The organism is Arthrobacter russicus (assembly GCF_031454135.1).
GTDB lineage: Bacteria > Actinomycetota > Actinomycetes > Actinomycetales > Micrococcaceae > Renibacterium > Renibacterium russicum.
Genome location: NZ_JAVDQF010000001.1, coordinates 1,333,350 through 1,352,980, shown reverse-complemented (window position 1 = coordinate 1,352,980; position 19,631 = coordinate 1,333,350). Strand labels below are relative to the sequence as shown.

At 66.6% G+C, this 19,631-nt stretch carries 15 protein-coding genes and 1 tRNA gene; 11 read left to right on the top strand and 5 right to left on the bottom strand.

Annotation, left to right across the window (positions count from 1 at the left end):
* Positions 1-85: 85 nt before the first annotated feature.
* Both rsmI and JOE69_RS06345 read left to right on the top strand, forming a co-directional pair.
* A complete protein-coding gene (gene rsmI / locus JOE69_RS06350) occupies positions 86-958 on the top strand; it encodes a 16S rRNA (cytidine(1402)-2'-O)-methyltransferase (RefSeq protein WP_296363921.1) in 873 nt (290 codons plus the stop codon).
* Positions 959-1,102: 144 nt separating this feature from the next.
* A complete protein-coding gene (locus JOE69_RS06345; RefSeq protein ID WP_309797045.1) occupies positions 1,103-2,578 on the top strand; it encodes an NAD-dependent succinate-semialdehyde dehydrogenase in 1,476 nt (491 codons plus the stop codon).
* Positions 2,579-2,594: 16 nt separating this feature from the next.
* On the opposite strand, the gene JOE69_RS06340 is transcribed toward JOE69_RS06345, so the two are convergent.
* The 3 genes from JOE69_RS06340 to JOE69_RS06330 are packed head-to-tail and all read right to left on the bottom strand — an operon-like array spanning position 2,595 to position 7,385.
* Positions 2,595-4,982 (bottom strand): transglutaminase TgpA family protein, encoded by a 2,388-nt coding sequence (locus tag JOE69_RS06340; protein ID WP_309797043.1) that lies wholly within the window; start codon positions 4,980-4,982, stop codon positions 2,595-2,597.
* Positions 4,979-6,346 carry a DUF58 domain-containing protein gene (locus JOE69_RS06335; protein ID WP_309797041.1) on the bottom strand — a complete coding sequence of 456 codons (1,368 nt, stop codon included), beginning with the start codon at positions 6,344-6,346 and terminating at the stop codon, positions 4,979-4,981. Before JOE69_RS06335 ends, JOE69_RS06340 begins: the two co-directional genes overlap by 4 nt.
* Before the next feature lie 31 nt (positions 6,347-6,377).
* Entirely contained in the window at positions 6,378-7,385 is a 1,008-nt protein-coding gene (locus tag JOE69_RS06330; RefSeq protein ID WP_374709680.1) for an AAA family ATPase, read from the bottom strand.
* Between the two features lie 156 nt (positions 7,386-7,541).
* Between JOE69_RS06330 and JOE69_RS06325 the strand changes: the two genes are divergently transcribed.
* The 5 genes from JOE69_RS06325 to JOE69_RS06305 all read left to right on the top strand — a co-directional run bounded on the left by JOE69_RS06325 (position 7,542) and on the right by JOE69_RS06305 (position 13,899).
* The gene (locus JOE69_RS06325; protein ID WP_309797040.1) at positions 7,542-8,486 is read left to right on the top strand and encodes a TatD family hydrolase; all 945 of its coding nucleotides are present in this window, start codon (positions 7,542-7,544) and stop codon (positions 8,484-8,486) included.
* 345 nt (positions 8,487-8,831) lie between these two features.
* Positions 8,832-9,974, top strand: a complete 1,143-nt coding sequence (locus tag JOE69_RS06320) for a resuscitation-promoting factor (protein WP_374709679.1) — start codon at positions 8,832-8,834, stop codon at positions 9,972-9,974.
* Between the two features lie 135 nt (positions 9,975-10,109).
* Positions 10,110-11,003: a 16S rRNA (adenine(1518)-N(6)/adenine(1519)-N(6))-dimethyltransferase RsmA gene (gene rsmA, locus JOE69_RS06315; RefSeq protein WP_309797036.1), complete on the top strand. Its 894-nt coding sequence runs from the start codon at positions 10,110-10,112 to the stop codon at positions 11,001-11,003.
* A gap of 72 nt (positions 11,004-11,075) precedes the next feature.
* Positions 11,076-12,059, top strand: a complete 984-nt coding sequence (locus JOE69_RS06310) for a 4-(cytidine 5'-diphospho)-2-C-methyl-D-erythritol kinase (protein ID WP_296363928.1) — start codon at positions 11,076-11,078, stop codon at positions 12,057-12,059.
* A gap of 31 nt (positions 12,060-12,090) precedes the next feature.
* Complete coding sequence (locus tag JOE69_RS06305; RefSeq protein WP_309797034.1) at positions 12,091-13,899, top strand: ABC-F family ATP-binding cassette domain-containing protein; 1,809 nt, start codon at positions 12,091-12,093, stop codon at positions 13,897-13,899.
* A gap of 46 nt (positions 13,900-13,945) precedes the next feature.
* Here JOE69_RS06305 and JOE69_RS06300 read toward each other — a convergent pair whose 3' ends face one another.
* Positions 13,946-14,638 (bottom strand): GntR family transcriptional regulator, encoded by a 693-nt coding sequence (locus JOE69_RS06300; RefSeq protein WP_309797032.1) that lies wholly within the window; start codon positions 14,636-14,638, stop codon positions 13,946-13,948.
* A gap of 138 nt (positions 14,639-14,776) precedes the next feature.
* On the opposite strand from JOE69_RS06300, the gene JOE69_RS06295 reads away from it, so the two are divergent.
* Positions 14,777-16,063, top strand: a complete 1,287-nt coding sequence (locus JOE69_RS06295) for an NRAMP family divalent metal transporter (protein ID WP_309797029.1) — start codon at positions 14,777-14,779, stop codon at positions 16,061-16,063.
* Between the two features lie 28 nt (positions 16,064-16,091).
* On the opposite strand, the gene JOE69_RS06290 is transcribed toward JOE69_RS06295, so the two are convergent.
* On the bottom strand, positions 16,092-16,688 hold the full coding sequence (locus JOE69_RS06290) for a TetR/AcrR family transcriptional regulator (protein ID WP_296364203.1): 597 nt from the start codon (positions 16,686-16,688) through the stop codon (positions 16,092-16,094).
* A 245-nt stretch (positions 16,689-16,933) separates the two neighbouring features.
* Here JOE69_RS06290 and JOE69_RS06285 point away from each other — a divergent pair.
* From JOE69_RS06285 to JOE69_RS06275, 3 genes are all read left to right on the top strand, one after another.
* Positions 16,934-17,005 (top strand) — tRNA-Gln (locus tag JOE69_RS06285).
* A 115-nt stretch (positions 17,006-17,120) separates the two neighbouring features.
* Positions 17,121-18,620 (top strand): bifunctional UDP-N-acetylglucosamine diphosphorylase/glucosamine-1-phosphate N-acetyltransferase GlmU, encoded by a 1,500-nt coding sequence (gene glmU / locus JOE69_RS06280; protein WP_309797028.1) that lies wholly within the window; start codon positions 17,121-17,123, stop codon positions 18,618-18,620.
* A complete protein-coding gene (locus JOE69_RS06275) occupies positions 18,617-19,597 on the top strand; it encodes a ribose-phosphate diphosphokinase (RefSeq protein ID WP_296363933.1) in 981 nt (326 codons plus the stop codon). Before glmU ends, JOE69_RS06275 begins: the two co-directional genes overlap by 4 nt.
* The last annotated feature ends 34 nt before the right edge of the window (positions 19,598-19,631 follow it).

Here is a 19,631-nt window from a genome sequence, read left to right as displayed (position 1 = left end):
TTGCCCGGGGTGGGCCAGGCTTCCGGTTGCGTTGTTCGGGCCGGCCGGCAGCGGCGGGAACGGGCCGGACACGTAGGCTTGAGCCATGCATTCCTCACGCGAGGCCGACTCGGCCGGCCAGATCATCGTGGCGGCCACGCCGATCGGCAATCCCGGCGATGCCTCGGCCAGATTGCTCGAATGGCTGGGCAGCGCTGATCTGATTGCCGCCGAGGACACCCGGCGGCTGCTCAAACTGGCCGGATCCTTGGGGGTGCACGTACCCGGTCGGATTCTGAGCTACCACGAGCACAATGAAGCGTCGCGGACCGCCGAGTTGATCGCCTCGGTCCGAGCCGGCGCCAACCTCCTGATGGTTTCCGACGCCGGGATGCCCGCGGTTTCGGACCCGGGGTACCGGTTGGTCGAAGCCGCCATCGCCGCCGGAGTGCGGGTCACCGCGGCCCCGGGGCCTTCCGCGGTGTTGACCGCCTTGGCGCTGTCCGGATTGCCCACCGACCGGTTCGCCTTCGAAGGATTCCTGCCCCGCAAGGCTGGTGAACGTGCCACGAGGCTGCGCGAATTGAGCTCGGATCCGCGCACGCTGGTGTTTTTCGAGGCACCGCACCGGTTGGCCGTGATGCTCGCGGCGCTCGCCGAGGTCTTCGGCGCGGACCGCAGGGCAGCGATCGCCCGCGAGCTGACCAAGACCTATGAGGAAGTGCTCCGTGGCGGGCTCGCCGAGCTCCGTGACTGGGCAGAAGCCTCCGAGGTGCGGGGCGAGATCGCGGTCGTGGTGGCCGGCAGCAGCGGGATCGTCCGTTCGGCGGCAGACCAGGTGGCCGCAGTCCAGCAGTTGGCCGGGCAGGGGATGCGGCTCAAAGACGCAGTAGCGGCGGTGGCGGAAAGCTCTGCGGTGGGCAAGCGCGACCTTTACGAAGCCGTTGTGGCGGCCAGGACCGGAAAAGCCACCGAGTAAGCGGGGGAGTCGGTTGTGCGTTTGCACATTATTTGGCTCGGAGCTGCTGCATTTGATGCATAGACAGTGCTCCGGCCGCGCCATAGCCTGAAAGCTGAACCAGCAACCCCTTCGGTTGATCGTCGAAACAGACAAGGATGTCCCATGGCAATTTCCGCTGAACGGATCGCGCAACTCCTGGCCGAGGTACCGACCGGCCTGCTCATCGACGGCGAGTGGCGTCCCGCAGCGAGCGGCAAAACCTTCCCGGTGGAGAATCCGGCCACCGGCGAAGTGCTGCTGAGCATCGCGGACGCCGGGGCCGAAGACGCCGCCGCGGCACTCGATGCAGCGGTCGCCGCGCAAGCTGCCTGGGCTGCGACGGCGCCCCGGGAGCGCGGTGAAATCCTGCGCCGCGCCTTCGAAACGGTCACCGCGCGGGCCGATGATTTCGCTTTGCTGATGACGCTCGAAATGGGCAAACCGCTGGCCGAGGCCCGCGGCGAAGTGGCCTACGGCTCGGAATTCCTGCGCTGGTTCTCGGAAGAAGCAGTCCGCGCCTTCGGCCGGTACTCGGTGGCGCCGGACGGCAAATCCCGTTTGCTCGTGACCAAGAAGGCGGTGGGCCCGTGCCTGCTGATCACGCCCTGGAACTTCCCTTTGGCGATGGCTACCCGGAAGATCGCCCCGGCCGTGGCTGCCGGCTGCACGATGGTGCTCAAACCGGCCAACCTGACCCCCTTGACCTCGCAGCTTTTCGCCAAGGTGATGCAGGAGTCCGGGCTGCCCGCGGGTGTGCTCAATGTCATCGCCACGACTACTGCGGGGCAGACCACCGGAGGCCTGATCAAGGATTCCAGGCTCCGCAAACTCTCCTTCACCGGGTCCACCGAGGTCGGCCGGCGGCTGCTGGCGGACGCGTCCGAGAACGTGCTGCGGACGTCGATGGAGCTCGGCGGGAACGCTCCTTTCGTGGTCTTCGAGGACGCCGACCTGGACGCTGCGGTGGCCGGCGCGATGATCGCCAAACTGCGCAACATGGGTGAGGCCTGCACTGCGGCCAACCGGTTCATCGTGCACGAGTCGGTGGCCGAAGAGTTCAGCCGCAAGTTCGCCGCCAAGGTGGCCGAGCTGACCACCGGTCCGGGCATCGAGGCGGACAGCAATGTGGGTCCGCTGATCGATCAGAAGAGCCGGGACAAAGTCCATGAACTGGTCAGCGACGCGCTCGCCGGCGGTGCCGTGGTGCTGACCGGCGGTGCGCCGGATTCAGGTGCCGGATACTTCTACCAGCCCACCGTGCTCAGCGGGGTGGCCGCCGATGCGCGCATTCTGAACGAGGAGATTTTCGGGCCGGTCGCGCCCATCGTCACCTTCCGGGACGAAGCCGAAGCCGTGCGCTTGGCCAACAACACCGAATATGGTCTGGTCGCTTACGTGTTCACGCAGAACCTCAACCGGGGGTTGCGGATGGGCGAGCAGCTGGAGACCGGGATGCTCGGGCTGAACGCCGGTGTGGTCTCGAACGCGGCTGCGCCTTTCGGCGGAGTGAAGCAGTCCGGCCTGGGCCGGGAAGGCGGGCTCGAGGGCATCGAAGAATACCTGTACACCCAGTACATCGGGATCGCCGACCCCGCCTGAGCGCCGGGCCGGCCGGTCACCGGTCCGGGTTCCCGCTCCGCCGGCGGGCGATCCGTTGGCCGAGCCGACGGAGTCCGGCCCGGGAGCGGTGCAGCGGAACTGCAGCGGCCCGGAGCCAACGCTGCAGCGTCGAGGTCGGAAACAGGGTGGCCCGCAACCGCTGCTTCGTCGGGGAGTGCTTGCGCAACGCCCCGACGGCCGCGGCGGCCTGCGCCGTTTCGGGACTGCCCGGGGCCAACCGGGCCGCCGGTCCGGGCTGTCCGTAGCTGGTGCGCTCGTAAGCCGCCAACAATCCGGAGAGATCCGGCCCGGGGCTGCCCAGCCGGCCCGAACCGGCCAACCTGTCCACGAAACGCCGCGGGGTTTCGCTGGCCGAAGCGGGCAGGCCGTAATCGGCCGCAGTGTCCTGGAATTCCGCCCAGGCGTTTGCCGGAGTCGGGTCCCCGGCAAGCCGGCGGTGGCGCAGCGAGCCGCGGCTCAGCGCCGGCAGCGCCAGGCCGGCCAGAACCGCCAGGCCAAGCAGTGGGAACAGCAGCAACCATGCGTTGAATCCGGTTCCCGGGGTGTTCTGGCCACCGGCAGCCGGTGGTACCGCGGGCGGGCTCGGCACCGCCGGAGCGCTCGGCGTGGGTTGCGGCAGGACCTCCGGGTTCTGCGGGTCGGCCGGGCTGCTCGGCGTTTGGGCGTAACTCGGCACCTGGCCGCGGGACGGAGTGGGCTCGAAGGGAACCCAGCCCAAGCCCTCGAAGTACAGCTCCGGCCAGGCATGGGCGGCGCGGCCGTCCACCATGTACTCGGTGACCTGTTGGCCGTTCAATTCGACCGTCTGCTCGGTCGCGGTGCCCGGGGCGAACCCGACGCCGATCCGGCTGGGAATCCCGGCTTCGCGCGCCATCACCGCCATTGCCGCGGAAAAATGCACGCAGTAGCCGCTTTTGACCTCCAGGAACTTGGCCAGCGCGCCCATGCTGCTGCCGTCGTACCCGCCGGACACCGGAGCCTGGAGCGAGTAGCTGAACTCGGCGCCGCGGAGGTATTGCTGCAAGGCCATTGCCTTGTCGTAGTAGGTAGGTGACCGGCCGGTGACCTCGAGCGCGGTTTCCCGGATGATCGACGGCACATTGGCCGGCAGCGACATGAAGACCGGGTCCAGGCTGGGCCGCGGCGGGGTGATGGCGGTTTCCAGGATTTCCGGGGTGAGCAGCGGACTCTGGCTGGTGACGGTATAGGTCTGGCCCAAGGAACCGTTGTCCAAAGCTTTCAACGCCAAGGTTTTCGGATCCCAGGTCCACCGGCCGACCAGGCCGTTGACCTCGCTCGGCGGGTAAGGGACCGGCAGCCATTCGCTGGAGAACTGGACCGGACTGATCCGGGTCGTGACACTCTGCGAGCTAGTCTGCGTCGGCGCGAAGTCATTCTGGATGAAGTCGGTGCCGAGCCTGGCCTCTGAGCTCCGGTCGCTGGGCTGCCAGCTTTCGCCGTCGAAGTTCTCGATGGTCAGGGTGCGCAGATACGGCGGGCTGGCCGCCGTCGTCGCGTAATTGATCCGGCCGGCGCCGGTGGGTTCCCGCAGATCCCTGCCGAGTGAGAGGAACGGGCTCAGCCCGGCAACCTGTCCGAAGTTGCCGAGCCGGGAACCCTGCGGAAAAGTGCCGGTGCTGAAGCCCGGAATCACCATGCCCAGGAACAGAGCGAGCACCAGGGCGCCGGCGCCGATGCCGCCGACCCGCCAGAGTGCACGGACTGATCTGCGGGGTCTGCCGCCGTTCTGCCAGTGCGAAAGCGCCAGCAGCATCAAGTAGCCGATGGCGCCGAGCACGAAGCCGGTGACACCCAGGCTCTCTGCTTTGAGCACGGCCGGAATCAGCGCGATCACCAGCAGGCCGAGCCCGCTGATCGCCGGCATCATGAGTCCGATGGCCAAAGCGTCGATCAGCAGCGCCACCAGCCCCAGGCCCAGGCACACCACGAACAGCACGCCGGGCCCGGCCTCGACCGGGGCGACGTCGCGCACCACGGTGTCCGAGGCCTGGCGCAACAATTCGGAGAGCACATCGAGCGAAGCCGGGGTGGGGATTACGGCCAGCAAGGCGGTGTCGGACAGGAAGACGAAGGTCAATTGCAGGACCAGGACCGCCGAACCGATCACCGGCACCCAGCCGCTGGGCGTGCGCAGGCTCCGGGCCACGGCCATCGCGGCCAGCACCGTACCCACGGTGAAGACGATGTAGAGGAACCAGGTTCCGCCGCGCAGCACCCCGGCGAGCCCGGTCGCGGTGCCGCAGACCGCGAGGAAAATCGCTGCGCCCAGCGCCCAGGGTGCCGCGCCGGGGCGCTGCTTCGGCTTTGGAACGCGGCCGCTGCGCCGGGGATCGGCCAATTTCTGCTCCAGCACCGCGGTCATCGCGGCACCCCGGAGCCGGACGGCTGCTGCTCGGCGGGCGCGGTTTCCAAGGGACCGGCGTCGAAGTAGCTCCAGACTCTGCGCAGCGAGGTTCCCTCGTTCGCCGCGATCGCCCGCCAACCGCCCTGGCGGAGCAACTCCAGGGTTTGCGCAGCCTGCTCCGGGTGGTGGCTGGAAACGATGGCGCATGCTGCCGGTGAGCCTTGGGCGGCAACTGCCAGTGCCCGCGCTTCGGCAGTGCTCAATTGGCCGAGGATCGCGATCACCGGACCCCGCTGCCGGCCGCTGGACAAGCGTTCGAGCAGATCGTCATTGAAGGCCGTGCCGTTCTGGTCTTCCTGAAGTTCGATGGCGGCGAGCGATTCGGCGATGCTGTGCAGCCCGGCGGCCCCGGCGTACTCCTCGGTCATGGCTTCCGGGGCGGAGCGCGAGCTGGCAAGCCCCGGCTTGCCGAACACATCGAGCAGGCGCAACTCGAAGCTGCGTTCGACCAGATGGGCGCTGATCGACATGGCGGCCACCACGGACCATTCGAAGGCCGCGGAACTGCGCAGTTCGGGATGTTCGCCGCCCGGGTTCCGGGCCGGGGAACCGCCATCGGCGAAGGCTCCGGCGCGCAAATCCAGCAGCAAAGTGGCTTCCGGAGTGGTCACCGATTCCTCTTGGCGCACCATCAATTGCCCTTGCCGTGCGGTGGCCGGCCAATGCACTCGGCGCATCGGATCGCCGTGCCGGTATTCCCGGGTCATCACGTCGTCGTCGCTCGGGTTGGCCCGTTGCCCGGTGGCGATCACGCCGTCCGAGCTCCGGGCACCGGAGACGGTGGTGACCGGCAGCTCGAGCGCCCGGGGCGTGACGGTGAGCAGGTCCGATCCCGGAAGCGATCTCTGATGCGTGCTCAGCCCGAAGGCGTCGCTGAGTTCGGCGTTGACCGGACCGATCGGAAACTGCCCGCGGCTCGCGGAGCGGAGGTGGTACTGGTACCGGCTGCTGCGAAGTCCGGCTTTGCCGTCGTTCTGGACTTTGCCGGGGTAGATGAATTCCGGGGACCGCCCGAACCGCGGGGGCAGGGTTTCGCTCATCCGGACGCGGCCAGCGGTCCGCAGCGGACCGCCGACCGCGAGGTCCACGGTAGTGCTGGATTCCGCCTCGACCACGGCGGGGGTGAATTCCCGGTAGACGATGAAGCCCGGTGCGAGCAGCCGGACGCCGATGGCTGCCAAAACCGGCAGCAGGAGCAAAAAGAGCCCCAGGACCAACAAGTCCTTCCGGCCCATGATCTGCGCCAAGAGCACGCAGAACAGCCCGGCGCCGGCCAAACCCCAGCCGCGTGGCGTCAGAATCCGTGCTTTGGACCACTCCATCCGTGCTTCCCCCTTCTGCCTGCCGGCCGGTTCAGCCGGCCCTGGGGGCCGGCTGGGGCACGGGCAGCCGGCCCAGAATCGCCGCGATCACCCTGGCCGGGGTCTGCCCCGAACTGGTGGCCTTGCGGTCCAGGATGATCCGGTGCGTCAGCACGGCTTCGGCGATCGAGACGACGTCGTCGGGCAGGACGAAATCGCGCTGGGCGAGGGCCGCGGTGGCCTTCGCCGCCCGGAGCAGCTGCAAAAGCGCCCGCGGGCTGGCGCCCAGGCGGATCTGCGCATCTTGCCGGGTGGCGCGGCCCAGTGCCACGATGTATTCCTTGACCGGAGCGGAGACGTAGACCGCGTGCACGGTCGCGATCATGGCCGCGATCTCGGCGTCGCTGGCCACCGGGCGCACCGTGTCCAAAGGCGAGGAGGACTGGTGCGACTCCAGCATTTCCAGCTCGGCGGCCGGATCCGGATAGCCCATCGAGATCCGGGCCATGAAGCGGTCCCGCTGCGCTTCGGGCAGCGGGTACGTGCCTTCCATTTCGATCGGGTTCTGCGTGGCCACGACCATGAACGGTTCGGCCAGCCGGTAGGAATCCCCATCGACCGTGACCTGGTGCTCCTCCATGCATTCGAGCAGGGCGGACTGGGTTTTGGCCGAGGCCCGGTTGATTTCGTCGCCGATCACGATGTTCGCGAACACTGCGCCGGGGCGGAATTCGAACGTGTTGCTGGTCTGGTTGAAGATGGACACCCCGGTGATGTCCGAGGGCAGCAGGTCCGGGGTGAATTGGATCCGGCTCACCGAGCAATCGATGGTCCGGGCGAGGGTCTTGGCCAGCATCGTCTTGCCGACGCCGGGAACGTCCTCGAGCAGCAGGTGGCCCTCGGCCAGAAGCACGGTGAGCGCCAATTTGGCGGCCTCGGCCTTGCCGTCTATCACCGTGTCGATCGCGGCCAGGATGTTGTCGCTGAGTTGTTTGAAGACGGCCGGTTCGAGCGCGTTTCCGGAGCGGGCCTGGTCGGTCTGGATTTGCGGTTGACTCAATCTGCTGCTCCCCACTCCGGCCCGAGTTCGCTTCGGGCGCGCCATTGTGTCACCTAGGCTACTAGGTCTGTCAGGCGGTTTGCTGTCAATATCCCCAGCCAATCCGGTGGGATGCTGCTGGAGATCTCTGGCCCGGGACTGATTTAGAGTTGTGCCATGGGTTCGTTTGAGATTCCGGAAGCCTACCGCCCGGCCGAGCAGCCGGCTGCCGTGGCCGGCGACGCGCCTCCTGCGGCGCAGCGCGCCGCCGTGGACGAAGGTGGAAAACGCCGGAAACTCGACTACCCGCCGGCCCCGGAACCGCTCCCGGAACCGGTGATCGACAATCACACGCATTTGGATTTCCGGGATGGGCTGGTCGAGGTCTCGGTCCGGGAAGCGCTCGATGCCGCCGCCGCGGTGGGCGTCCAGGGCGCCGTGCAGGTGGGCTGCGATGTGGCATCGTCGAAATTCACCGTGGCCGCGGTGGAGGCAGACGCCCGGCTGCTGGGTGCGGTGGCGATCCACCCCAACGATGCTCCCCGGCTCGCGGCGGATGCCGCCTTGGAGGCGGCTTTGGCCGAGATCGAAGACCTGGCCCGGCATCCGCGGATCCGGGCGGTCGGCGAAACCGGCCTCGACTATTTCCGGACCGGCGAGGCCGGGCGGTCGGATCAGCACTATTCGTTCCGGCGGCATATCGACCTGGCCAAAAGGCTCGGCTTGGCGCTGCAAATCCATGATCGGGACGCGCACCAGGACGTGGTCCGGATCCTGGCCGAAGAGGGAGCGCCCGAGAAAGTCGTGCTGCATTGCTTTTCCGGCGACGCCGGGCTTGCCCGGATCTGCAACGACCGCGGCTGGCACATGTCCTTTGCCGGAACCGTGACCTTCAAGAATGCCGAGCCGCTCCGTGACGCGCTCGCGATCGCCGATCCGGAGCTCATCATGGTGGAAACCGATGCCCCGTTCCTGACCCCGCATCCATTCCGCGGACAGCCCAACGCCAGCTATCTGGTGCCGTACACGGTGCGTTCCATGGCGGCGATCAGATCAGCCGACCTGGCGGAATTCGGCGCTTTGCTGCGGCAGAACACAGAGCGCGTCTACGGGCCTTGGTGAGTCCGGAGAGGCAGCAGGACGTGACCCGGGTCACACCATTTTGTGATAATTCTTGGCGTTAGGTCACGGTTCGGTTACAGTAGATATCGATAGCCGGGGTCGGGGAAGGCCTTACGGACATCGTTGCTCCTGAATGCCGTGGTCGTTCGAGAGCCCCTTCGAGCAAGAGCCGGGCAGCTGCGCTGCGTCACCGGAACGCGTCCGAACGGGTTCGCCGTCGATGCTGCGGGCATTGAATTTCAGGTTCTTACGCAGCGCAGAAGCGCGCGGCCACCCGCGATATCCCGGGCTGCCGTGATTCTGCGCTAATGTCCCCGTGCCCGGATGCTTGAGTAGTTATGAGCCATGGTGACCAATTTCTTCACATCGAACGGCAAGCTGAGCTGGTTGAAAATCGGCGGGCAATCGCTGGTGCTGATCGCACTGGTAGTAGGCCTGGTGGGTTTCGTCAGCGCGAACAAGACCGTGACGGTGACGGTGAACGGGACTGAGACTGCAGTCCAGACGTTCGGCGGATCCGTCAAAGACGTTCTGCAGCGGGCCAATGTGACCACCAAGTCCGAAGACAAAGTCTTTCCCGCCCTGGAGAGCAGCGTCGCCAACGGAACCGTGATCACGGTGAACACCGCCAAGGATGTGAAGGTGACCCTCGACGGAGCACAACAAGTGGTGCAGACCAATGCCGGCAAGGTCAGCGAGCTGGTCAGCCAGCTCGGCGTGACCGCCGCCGCGGTGGTCAACGTGGGCAAAGACGCCCCGCTGGCCTCGGAGGGCGCGCAGCTGTCGATCAGCACCCCGAAGAAAGTCCAGGTAGTCGTGGACGGCAAGGCCTCCGCGCAGACCACGACCGCGCCGACCGTGGCCGACGTGCTGAGCGCCGCCAACGTGGCGGTCGCCGCCGGCGACATCACCTCGGTGCCGGAGTCCGCTCCGGTGGTGGCGAATATGGTGATCAAAGTTTCCCGGGTGAAGGCGGACGGCCAGATCACGGTGACCGAAGACATTCCGTTCCAAACCGAGCAGACGGTGGATCCGGAAGCCTTCAAGGATGAGAAGAAGACCACCCGGGAAGGCGTGCTCGGCAAGGTCGAGAAGTCGTTCAACGTGGTGACCCTCGATGGCCGCGAGGTCAGCCGTACGCAAACCGGCGAGACGGTCAAACTGCAACCGGTGGCGAAGAAGGTGACGGTCGGCGGCAAGGACCGGCCGGCCGCGCCGGTTGGGGGCAACACCGGAGCCGTGCCGCCGGCCACTGCCAACGATGCCATGTGGGATCGGATCGCGCAGTGCGAGTCCAGCGGCAACTGGTCGATCAATACCGGAAACGGTTACTACGGCGGCCTGCAGTTCAACACCCAGTCCTGGCTTGCGAATGGCGGTGGACAGTATGCTCCGCGAGCCGATCTGGCCTCCCGGGAACAGCAAATCGCCGTGGCTAACACCTACTACGCCAAAGCCGGCTTGGCCCCCTGGGGCTGCAAGGGCTGAACTAGCGAACCGTTGAGCTGATCGAGGTTCTTGCCGAGTGGCCGGGTGGATTTTCCACCCGGCCACTTTTGTCCGTCCGGCTTGTGGCCGGTGCTGGCCAGCTGTGTTCCGGAGTGCGGACGATAGACTGCTCCAGTGAATCTGCCGCCCGAACCGAAGCCGTCCGACCACACTGCCGACCGTGCCCTGCTCGGAGCTGCGGACATCCGGCGCTTGGCCGCAGAGCTGGATGTCCGTCCGACCAAGACCCTGGGTCAGAACTTCGTGATCGACGGGAACACGATCCGCCGGATCGTGGCCGCGGCCAAGATCGATCCGGCGGAGACTGTGCTCGAAGTCGGGCCGGGACTCGGCTCGTTGACGCTGGGCCTGCTCGACGCCGCCCGGCACGTGGTGGCGATCGAAATCGATCCGAAGCTGGCCGCCCGGCTGCCTGAGACCATCGGGGAATTCCGTCCGGAAAAAGCCGGGGCTTTCACGGTGGTCACTGCGGATGCGCTCAAAGTCACCGAACTGCCGCGGCAGCCGACTGCACTGGTGGCGAACCTGCCCTACAACGTCGCGGTGCCGGTGGTGCTGCACCTGCTCGAACATTTCCCCACGCTCGAACACGGACTGGTCATGGTCCAGGACGAGGTGGCCGATCGTCTGGCAGCGCCTCCGGGCAGCAAGACCTACGGGGTCCCTTCGGTCAAGGCGGCCTGGTACGCCGGACTCCGCAAGGCCGGGGTGATCGGCATGAACGTCTTTTGGCCGGCGCCGAAAATCTCCTCCGGCCTGGTGGAGTTCATCCGCCGGGAACCGCCGCAGACCACGGCCAGCCGCCAGGAAGTCTTCGCGGTGATCGATGCCGCTTTCGCGCAACGTCGGAAAACCGTGCGCGCGGCCTTGGCCGGCTGGGCCGGCAGCGGAGCCGAGGCGGAGCGGATCCTGCTTGCCGCCGGGGTGGATCCCAGCGCCCGCGGCGAAGTGCTCGACGTCGGCGCGTTCAGCCGGATCGCTCAGGCCAAAACCGGCTTGCTGGCCTGAGCCGGGGTCTACCGGTCGGATTTGCGCGGCGAACAGTTGGAAGCACGGCTGCCGGTGCCATAGGTTAGGGCTATGACGCCATCCCGCGCCACCTCCGAAGGCGGCCCTCCGAGTCGCAGCCGGACGGTCCGGGCGAAAGCGCCCGGCAAACTCAACGTCTCTTTTTCGGTCGGCCCGCTGCGCGAGGACGGCTACCATTCGGTGGCCAGCGCCTACCTTGCCGTCTCGCTGTACGAAGAGGTCTCGGCCACCAGCGTGGACGGCGACGGGATCACGGTGAGCCTGCGCGCCACCGATGCACCGAGCGTGCCGTTCGCTGAATCGATGCCGCTGGATGAGCGGAATCTGGCCGTCCGGGCTGCCCGGCTGATGGCCGACGTCACGGAGAAACCCACCGGATTGCACTTGGAAATCACCAAGCGGGTACCGGTGGCCGGCGGTATGGGCGGTGGTTCGGCCGATGCCGCAGCCACTCTGCTCGCCTGCGATGCGCTCTGGGGTTCTGGACTCTCCCGCGAAGAGCTGGCGCACCTCGCTGCGGAGCTCGGCGCCGACGTCCCGTTCGCCTTGTTGGGCGGCGCCGCCGTCGGGCTCGGGATCGGCGATGAACTCACCCCCGCGCTTGCCCCCGGACCCCTGCACTGGGCTTTGGTGCTTGCCGACTTCGGGCTTTCCACCCCCACGGTGTTTTCCGCTTTGGACCGGTTGCGGGCGGCACGGGGCAAAACGCCCGAGGAACCCGACGGCGTCGATCCCAGGATCTTGCAGGCCCTGCGCAGCGGCGATGCCGAGGCGCTAGCCGCGGTGCTGCGCAACGATCTGCAACCGGCGGCGCTCAAACTGGCACCGCAATTGGCGGACGTGATCGACCAGGGCGCCGAATACGGTGCGCTGGCGAGTCTGGTCTCCGGTTCCGGGCCGACCGTGGCGATGCTGGCCCGGGATGAGGAACACGCGATCGAGCTCGCGGACCGGCTCGCCGAAGCCGGGCAGAACTCGCTCGCCGTGCATTCGCCGGTCCATGGTGCGAAAATTGTTTCTGATCTGACGCGTTGACGTCGGCACCGGCACGTTTTTAAGGAATCCTTTGGCCCATCTGCTCGGCGGCGAGAACCTCACCGTCCATTTCGCTACCCGCACCATTCTGGACTCGATCACGATCGGGCTCGAAGACGGCGACCGGATCGGCATCGTCGGCCGGAACGGCGACGGCAAGTCCACCCTGATGCGATTGCTGGCCAATCGGCAGACGCCGAATTCCGGCCGGGTCGCGGCGCGCCGCGGGCTCGACGTCGGCTATCTGGACCAGTCCGATGTGCTCGACGGCGAGGCGACGGTCGGCGAAGCGATCGTCGGCGAAGCCGCGGAACACGAGTGGGCGGCCAACCCCAAGATCCGGGACATCATGGGCGGCTTGGTGGCGGAAGTGGATTGGCACGCCAAGGTGGCTTCGCTCTCCGGCGGGCAGAAGCGCCGGGTGGCTCTGGCCAAGTTGTTGATCGGCGAGCACGATGTGATCATGCTCGACGAGCCCACCAACCACCTCGACGTCGAAGGCGTGGCCTGGCTCGCCGGGCACTTGAAGAACCGTTGGCGGGCCAATGAGGCGGCATTCCTGGTGGCCACCCACGATCGTTGGTTCCTGGACGAAGTCTGCAATCGGACCTGGGAAGTGCATGACGCGACGGTCGACGCTTTCGAAGGCGGTTACGCGGCGTACGTGCTCGCCCGGGTCGAGCGGGACCGGATGGCCGCCGTGGTGGAGAACAAGCGGGTGCAGCTGGCCAAAAAAGAACTCGCCTGGCTGCGCCGCGGGGCGCCGGCCCGGACCGCGAAACCGAAGTTCCGGATCGAGGCGGCGAATCAGCTCATTGCCGATGTGCCGGATCCCCGCGATTCAGTCGCCCTGAACCGGCTTGCCACGGCGCGGCTGGGCAAAGACGTTCTGGACTTGGAAGACGTGAGCTTGGGTTTCGGTGCGAAGCGGCTCTTCGACCGGATCACCTTGCGGCTCGCGCCGGGGGAGCGGTTGGGCATCGTCGGAGTCAATGGGGCTGGAAAATCCACCCTGCTGCGCATGCTGGCCGGCCAGATCCCGCCGGACGCGGGCCGGCTCAAACGCGGCAAGACCGTGCAGACCGCGGTGCTCAACCAGGAAGTCACCGAGTTCGACGCAATGCCGCAGCTGCGGGTCCTGGAGGTCATCGAGGCGGAGAAGCGCGTGGTCCAGATCGGCGGCCGTGAATTGACCGCCGGGCAGCTGGTCGAACAGCTCGGTTTCAGCAAGGAGAAGCAGTGGACGCCGGTGGGTGACCTCTCCGGCGGTGAACGGCGCCGGCTGCAACTGCTCAGGCTGATGATCGGCGAACCGAACGTTTTGATGCTCGACGAACCCACGAACGACCTGGACACCGATACCCTGGGCGCCGTCGAGGACTTGCTCGATGGCTGGCCGGGCACTTTGGTGGTGGTCTCGCATGACCGGTACTTGCTGGAGCGGGTCACCGATCACCAACTCGCTTTGCTGGGCGACGGCAAACTGCGCGGCCTGCCTGGCGGAGTGGACCAATATCTGGCCTTGCGGCGGGAGCAGGGCCTGGGCGCGGGCTTCAGCACCACCCAGGGCAGCCGTGCCGCGGAGCTGCCTGCGCCGTCGGCGGTCGCCGCGTCCGAAGCCGATTTGCGGCAAGCCCGCAAAGACGTCAACCGGATCGAGCGGCAGCTTTCCAAACTCGCCCAGCAAGAGGAGCGCTTGCACGCCCAGATGGACGTCGCCTCGACCGGCGGGGACTTCGGCGCCCTGGCCGGGCTGAACCAAGAACTCCAGGACGTGGCGGTGCAGAAGGAAGAGCTGGAATTGGAATGGTTGGAGGCCGCCGAGATCCTCGGGGCCTAGTCCCGGAGAGGGGTTTGGCGGCTGGGGCCGATTCCCCGGTCGGGGATCAGCCGAGCCGCTCGTAGGCGGCCAACAGCAGGCGCTCGGCGCGCATCAGGTAGCCGTCCAAGGCGAGCGCCGCTGCCGGGGCGTCGCCGGCTTCGACCAGCTCCAGGATTTCCCGATTCCGGTCCAAGAACGGAGCGTGCAGATACTCGGGGTCGTCGACCAGTCCGAAGGCGAGGCGGAGCTCCGCAGACAGCGAGTCGAAGATCCGGGCGAGCCGGGCGCTGTCGGTGAGCGCGATGATCGCCGAATGGAAGGCCACATTGGCCGTACCGACGCCCCGCCAGTCCTGTTTCGCCCGGGCCCGCTCGGCTTGCTCGACGGCGCGTCCCATGCCGGCGATCGCCGGGTGTTTCGGAAACGACTGGAGCAGCGCCTGGCCTTCGATGATCCGGCGCACCCGGAAGATGTCGATGATCGACGTGATCGAGGGGATCGCGACCCGGGCCCCGCTATTGGGGATCTGGGTCAGCACGCCCTCCTGGCCGAGGCTGCGGAACACCTCGCGCAGGGTGTTCCGGGACACCCCGAACTGCTCGGCGAGCTCGGCTTCGCGCAGCGGCGCGCCGGGCAGCAGCGTCCCGTCGATGATCAGTTCACGGAGCCCCTGGGTCACTTCGACGACCCGGGATACCGGAGCCGAAGCGCTCGCGGCGGCACTCCGGCCGCTGGCGCCGCTGCGGTTTTTGCTCATGGCCTTGAGTGTATCCGTTGGCCGAACTTAAGAAATCATTGAACAATATATTTTTATTCCTCAACAATTTGAGTATGCTTCGGATACTTGAAAGCACCCATACCAATCCGCAACGATGCGTCGAAAGGCACCGAGGCCATGAGCAATTGGGGACCGGACAATGAGCAGACTCCGCCTGGCGGGACGGCTCCGGAGGCAGTGAGCACGGCGCAGCGCGCGGCAGGATTCGTGCGCGCCAGGCGCGGATCCTTGCTCGGCGCGATCTTCCTGATGGCGACGTCCGCGATCGGCCCGGGATTCATCACCCAGACCGCGACCTTCACCGCGACGCTCGGCGCCGCCTTCGCTTTCGGCGTGCTGGCATCGATCGTGATCGATTTCGTGGTCCAGGCCAATATCTGGCGGATCATCACGGTGAGCGGGAAGCGGGCTGCGGAACTCGCGAACGCCGCGATCCCATTCAGCGGCTATCTGCTCGCGGCGCTGGTGGTCTTCGGCGGCTTCGTCTTCAACATCGGTAACATCGCCGGAGCCGGCCTCGGGCTGAATGCGCTCATGGGCTTGGATCCGAAGCTCGGCGGTGCGATCAGCGCAGCGCTCGCGATTGCCATTTTTTTGGTGAAGCGGGCCGGAATCGCGATGGACCGGGTGATGATCGCGCTGGGCACGGTGATGATCCTGCTGACCGCCGTCGTGGCGTTCCTGGCGAACCCGCCGCTCGGTGATGCGCTGCGCCAGACGGTGCTGCCGGACGTCATCGACTTCCCGGTGATCACCACCATCGTCGGCGGCACGGTTGGTGGCTACATCACGTATGCCGGGGCGCATAAGCTCCTCGACGCCGGAGTCTCGGGCTTGGCGAACGTGAAGGAGGTGACCCGGTCGGCGTTCCTGGGCATCGCGGTCACCGGGGTCATGCGCTACGTGCTGTTCTTGGCTTTTCTGGGCGTCACCGCGAGCGGTGTGCTGCTCGATCTGGCCGGCAACCCGGCAGCCAGCGCTTTCCAAGCCGTCTTGGGCGAGCTCGGCTTGCGGGCCTTCGGGCTGGTGCTCTGGGCGGCAGGGATTTCCAGTGTGATCGGCGCCGCTTTCACCTCGGTGTCCTTCACCTCGGTGTTCAACCGGCGGATCGAGGGCCCGGTCCGCCGGTATGTCACGGTCGGCTTCATCCTGGCCGGACTGCTGGCCTACTTGCTCCTGGGCACCACCCCGGTAGCGCTGCTGCTCTTCGCCGGCGGGTTCAACGGACTGATCCTGCCGGTCGGCTTCAGCGTGTTCATGTACATCGCCTGGTTCCGCAAAGACCTGCTGCACGGCTACCAGGTTCCGTACTGGCTGCTCGTTTCCGGCACGGCGACCACGTTGCTCACCTGGTACATGGGAGCGATGGCCTTCGGCCGGATTTTCGAATTCCTCGGCAGCTAGGCCCGGGCGGGGCTGCGTGGCGCCGGGATCAGTGGTGGTCGTGCAGCTCCGGTGCGGTGCGCAACCCGGTCAAACCGTGCCAAGCGAGGTTCACCACATGCGCGGCGACGGCTTCTTTGGACGGTTTGCGCACGTCGAGCCACCACTGACCGGTCATTGCCACCATACCGACCAGCATTTGGGCGTACATTGCACCGTCGTCCGGAGAGAACCCACGGCGGGCGAATTCGTCGGTGAAGATGTGCTCCACCCGGGCCACGATCAGCGAGAACAAGGTGGAGAACGCGCCCTCCGCCTGGGCGGGCCCGTCGCGGATCAGGATCCGGAAACCGTCGGTGCGGTCTTCGATGTAGCTCAACAGCGCCAGCGCTGCGCGCTCCACCAGGATGCGGGGCGCAGCTTCTTCGCTGAGCGATCCGGTGATGGTCTGCAGCAGGATCTTGGATTCCTGCTCCACGACCTCGCGGTAGAGGCCTTCCTTGGAACCGAAGTGTTCGTAGATCACCGGTTTGGAGACTCCTGCGGCGACCGCGATCTCTTCGATCGTGGTGCCGTCCAGTCCGCGAATCGCGAACAGCGAACGGCCGACGTCGGTGAGCTGGCTCCGGCGCTGGGCTCGACTCATCCGGGACCGGACGGCGATTTCGCCGGTCTCTCCGGCCCCGTCGCTTTCGTCGACGTCCAGCGATAAACCCATTTGCCTATCATGTCAAGATTCTTCCGATCGCCCAACTCCGGCCGGCTCCGGCCGGCCGACGGCGATCCGTCCCGGTTTTCGATTCCGCCCCGGGGAAAACCGGCTTCCGGGAACCCGACTCGCGCCGGATGCCGCAGTCATGGCAAACTAGTTGTTCGTGCCTTCGTGCACAGTCCGCTCTGGTGTAATGGCAGCACCCCAGCCTTTGGAGCTGTGGAGTATAGGTTCGAGTCCTATGGGCGGAACGGCGACGTTTACGGGCGGGTATGCTTGCCCCGTTACCGATGGCCGCTCGGTGATCGCCACCGAGTGGGCCGGAACACGCAGCAAAGAACAACAGGAGTGCCTAGGTTGAATTCCGTGCCGTCCGAATCATCTGCTGCTCTGACCGTGATCGTGCTCGCAGCCGGAGCCGGGACCCGAATGAAGTCCCGGATCCCCAAAATTCTGCATGAAATCGGCGGTCTGCCAATGATCGGGCATGCGCTCGCCGCGGCCCGGGGGGTTTTGGACCGGCACCCGTCGGCCGGCCGGCTGGCCGCCGTGGTCCGGCACGAACGAGAGCTGGTCGCAGCGAAAATTGCGGAGCTCGATCCGGCTGCGGTGATCGTCGACCAGGACGAAATCCCGGGGACCGGCCGTGCCGTGCAGGCCGCGCTCGAGGCGCTCGGCGAAATCACCGGAACCGTTCTGGTCACCTATGGCGATGTGCCTCTGCTCAGTGCGGAATCGCTGCAGGATCTGGTGTCCGTGCACGAACGGGACGGCAATGCGGTGACCGTGCTGACCACGGTTCTGGACGACGCCGGCAGCTATGGCCGGATCCTGCGCGATGCGGACGGCTCAGTGCTGGGCATCCGGGAATTCCGGGACGCATCCGCCGAAGAACGGCAGATCCGCGAGATCAATTCCGGAATCTACGCTTTCGACGCCGCGGCGTTGGCCAGCGCGCTGGACCAGGTCACGGCGGAGAACGTCCAGGGCGAGATGTATCTGACCGATGTGCTCGGCCTGGCCCGCCAGGCGGGTGGCCGGGTGGCCGCAGTGGTCACCGATGACCGGTGGGCAGTGGAAGGCGCGAACGACCGGGTCCAACTTGCCGCGCTCGGCGCCGAGCTCAACCGGCGGATCCTGGAAGGCTGGATGCGGGCCGGGGTCAGCATCGTGGACCCTTCGAGCACTTGGATCGATGTCCAAGTCCGGTTGGCCGAAGACGTCACCTTGCTGCCGGGCAGCCAGCTGCACGGCAGTACCACCGTGGAGCGCGACGCCGTCGTCGGTCCGGATTGCACGCTCACCGACGTGCAGATCGGCGAGGCCGCGAAAGTCGTCCGCACGCACGGTTCCGGCGCGATCATTTCGGCGCGGGCGTCGGTAGGCCCGTTCAGCTATCTCCGCCCGGGCACGGTGTTGGGCGAAGACGGCAAGATCGGCGCCTTCTACGAGACCAAAAACGTCCGGATCGGTGCCCGTTCCAAACTCTCCCATCTGGGCTACGCCGGGGATGCCGAGATCGGGACCGACACCAACATCGGCTGCGGCAACATCACGGCCAACTACGACGGCGAAAAGAAGCACCGCACGATCATCGGCTCCGGTGTCCGGACCGGATCCAATACGGTTTTCGTGGCGCCCGTGGAAGTCGGCGACGGAGCGTATTCCGGAGCCGGGGCAGTGATCCGGAAATTCGTGCCGCCGGGAGCCCTGGCGTTGACCATCGCCGCCCAACGGAATGCCGAAGGCTGGGTCCTGGGCCATCGCCCGGGCTCGGTTTCCGCCGGCTTGGCGCAATCCGCGCTTGACCAAGACCTCAACGAACAGTCGATCGAAGCCCCAGCAGAAGAAGGCAAACAGTCATGAGCGCAATAACCTCGCACGGTGAGAAGAAGTTGTTGCTGGCCTCCGGGCGGGCGCACCCGGAGCTGGCACAGGAGATCGCCGCGGAGTTGGACACCGAGCTCCTGCCGATCGACGCCTACGACTTCGCCAATGGCGAGATCTACGTCCGTTCGGCGCAAAGCGTGCGCGGCACCGACGTTTTCGTCTTGCAGGCGCACCCGGCACCGCTGAACAACTGGCTGATGGAACAGCTGATCCTGGTCGACTCGCTCAAGCGCGCTTCGGCCAAACGGATCACCGTGGTGTCCCCGTTCTACCCCTATGCCCGGCAGGACAAGAAGGGCCGTGGCCGGGAACCGATTTCGGCCCGTCTGGTGGCCGACTTGTACAAGACCGCCGGTGCCGACCGCTTGATGAGCGTGGACTTGCACACCGCGCAGATCCAGGGCTTCTTCGACGGCCCGGTGGATCACTTGATGGCGATTCCGCTGCTGGCCGACTACATCCGGACCAAGGTCAATGTGGATGAGATCACCGTGGTTTCCCCGGACACCGGACGGGTCCGGGTCGCGGAGCAGTGGGCGGACCGCCTGGGCGGAGCGCCCTTGGCCTTCGTGCACAAGAGCCGGGATCTGACCGTGCCCAACCAGGCCGTGTCAAAGCAGGTGGTCGGTCAGATCGAAGGCCGTACCTGTGTCCTGATCGACGACATGATCGACACCGGCGGGACCATCGCCGGCGCGGTCCAGGTGCTCAAGGACGCCGGCGCGCGCGATGTGATCATCGCCGCGACGCACGCGGTGTTCTCCGATCCGGCGGCCGAGCGGTTGGCCAATTGCGGGGCCAACGAAGTCGTGGTCACCAATACTTTGCCGATCCCGGAATCGAAGCGGTTCGAAACCTTGACCGTGCTCTCGATCGCCCCGTTGATCGCCCGGGCGATCCGCGAAGTGTTCGAAGACGGTTCGGTGACTTCGCTGTTCGACGGCCAAGCCTGACCGAACCGCCGCATCGGACGGGCCTGGTCACGGG

Excerpts from the sequence above, each read along its gene's own strand:
- rsmI (WP_296363921.1), top strand. The coding sequence starts at position 86 with ATGCATTCCTCACGCGAGGCCGACTCGGCCGGCCAGATCATCGTGGCG.
- JOE69_RS06345 (WP_309797045.1), top strand. The coding sequence starts at position 1,103 with ATGGCAATTTCCGCTGAACGGATCGCGCAACTCCTGGCCGAGGTACCG.
- JOE69_RS06340 (WP_309797043.1), bottom strand. The coding sequence starts at position 4,982 with ATGACCGCGGTGCTGGAGCAGAAATTGGCCGATCCCCGGCGCAGCGGC.
- JOE69_RS06335 (WP_309797041.1), bottom strand. The coding sequence starts at position 6,346 with ATGGAGTGGTCCAAAGCACGGATTCTGACGCCACGCGGCTGGGGTTTG.
- JOE69_RS06325 (WP_309797040.1), top strand. The coding sequence starts at position 7,542 with ATGGGTTCGTTTGAGATTCCGGAAGCCTACCGCCCGGCCGAGCAGCCG.
- JOE69_RS06320 (WP_374709679.1), top strand. The coding sequence starts at position 8,832 with ATGGTGACCAATTTCTTCACATCGAACGGCAAGCTGAGCTGGTTGAAA.
- JOE69_RS06310 (WP_296363928.1), top strand. The coding sequence starts at position 11,076 with ATGACGCCATCCCGCGCCACCTCCGAAGGCGGCCCTCCGAGTCGCAGC.
- JOE69_RS06300 (WP_309797032.1), bottom strand. The coding sequence starts at position 14,638 with ATGAGCAAAAACCGCAGCGGCGCCAGCGGCCGGAGTGCCGCCGCGAGC.
- JOE69_RS06295 (WP_309797029.1), top strand. The coding sequence starts at position 14,777 with ATGAGCAATTGGGGACCGGACAATGAGCAGACTCCGCCTGGCGGGACG.
- JOE69_RS06290 (WP_296364203.1), bottom strand. The coding sequence starts at position 16,688 with ATGAGTCGAGCCCAGCGCCGGAGCCAGCTCACCGACGTCGGCCGTTCG.
- JOE69_RS06275 (WP_296363933.1), top strand. The coding sequence starts at position 18,617 with ATGAGCGCAATAACCTCGCACGGTGAGAAGAAGTTGTTGCTGGCCTCC.